Here is a 1,339-nt window from a genome sequence, read left to right as displayed (position 1 = left end):
GGTGGACCAACCGGGAGGCGAAGCAGGGGGCCGAGCGGAAGGTGCAGGCGTTGGAGCGGGCGTGGGGGGAGGGCGGGTCGAGCGCGGGTGGTGGCGCGGTCAAGAAGCACGGCATCACCCACGTGGTGACCGTCGGCATGCTGGCCAACACCTGCATCGAGTCGACCAGCCGCTACGCCATGGAGCTGGGCTACCACGTGACCCTGGTACGCGGAGCGACCGCCGCGTGGACCCGGGAAATGCTGCACGCGGCCCACGAGCTGAACGGTCCGTCGTACGCCCACGCCATCGTGACCGCCGACGAGATCGTCACCGCCTTCAAGGGCGCACACGTCTGACGCTCACCACAGAAACGTCCAACGGGGGGGGACGTTTCCCGATTGCAGATGCACAGGTGACTCACTGCTCATGCGGTGCGTTGCGTTGCGCTGAGAAAGGATCAGATCTTGTCGAACGACCAGGTGTTGGACAGTGCGGTGATCAGTGAGACAGCGGAGACGGCTACCGTCGACGCGCCGATCGAGGCCGTCGACATCGCTGACTGGGTACTGAACCTGCCCGACGCGGAGTACCGGCGCTGCGCGCCGGGCGAGCACATCGCTGCGGGCCGGACCACCACGGATGACGGGCGCCCGATGTCCATCAACGTGGAGAACATCGGCGGCACCCTCGTCATCCAGCACTACGTGGCCGAGGTACACGAGCCGCACCACTGCCACCTGGTGTCACTGTCCGATGCGCAGACAGAACAAGGCTGGATCAAGGTCCAGGCCACCTGGGACCTGCGGGTGGAGCCGAACGATGACGGAACCTGCCGTCTGACCAATACCGTGACCACCCACGCCACCCAGGGGTTCCTGGACGCTCTCGCTGAGGTCGGCCTGAGCTTTGACGACGCCGCCGCGCAGTATCATCCCGCGATCGTCGCCCACAACCAGCACGAGACTCCGCTCTTCGCGGCCAGCATGGCACGCAAGGCACTGGCCAAGCCGGTCGCGAGCTGATCTCTCCGTCTCGGCGGCCACTGCTGCGCCGGCACGGCGCAGCAGTGGCCATGAGGCGGCCGTGGCGCGATGACGCTCCGGAGTTCATCGAGCTCGTCCGGCGCGCCGACCAAGATCCGGCCATTCGCGCCGTGGTGGGACCGATTCCGAGGCCCTGGAGCTGACGCGCTGCCGTTCGGACCCGCCACCTCGACGCCGAGGGTTATCTGACCCTGGTCGGGCGCTCGAAAGACATGATCATCCGCAGTGGGGAGAACATCTACCCCAAGGAAATCGAGGACGTGCTGACAGGCGACCCATCGGTGCTCGAGGCCGCGGTGATCGGCGTACCCGAC

General features: G+C 66.8%; 2 protein-coding genes. Both read left to right on the top strand.

What is annotated here, in order from left to right:
* The coding region (locus ABZ646_RS46745) for an isochorismatase family protein (protein WP_360533918.1) at positions 1–338 on the top strand (338 nt) is incomplete at its 5' end.
* A gap of 108 nt (positions 339–446) precedes the next feature.
* On the top strand, positions 447–1,004 hold the full coding sequence (locus ABZ646_RS46740; protein WP_360533915.1) for a hypothetical protein: 558 nt from the start codon (positions 447–449) through the stop codon (positions 1,002–1,004).
* The last annotated feature ends 335 nt before the right edge of the window (positions 1,005–1,339 follow it).

It is taken from the genome of Streptomyces sp. NPDC007162 (assembly GCF_040634175.1).
Lineage (GTDB): Bacteria > Actinomycetota > Actinomycetes > Streptomycetales > Streptomycetaceae > Streptomyces.
Note: the sequence above shows the minus strand (reverse complement) of the source record. Positions and strands in the feature narration are given on the sequence as shown.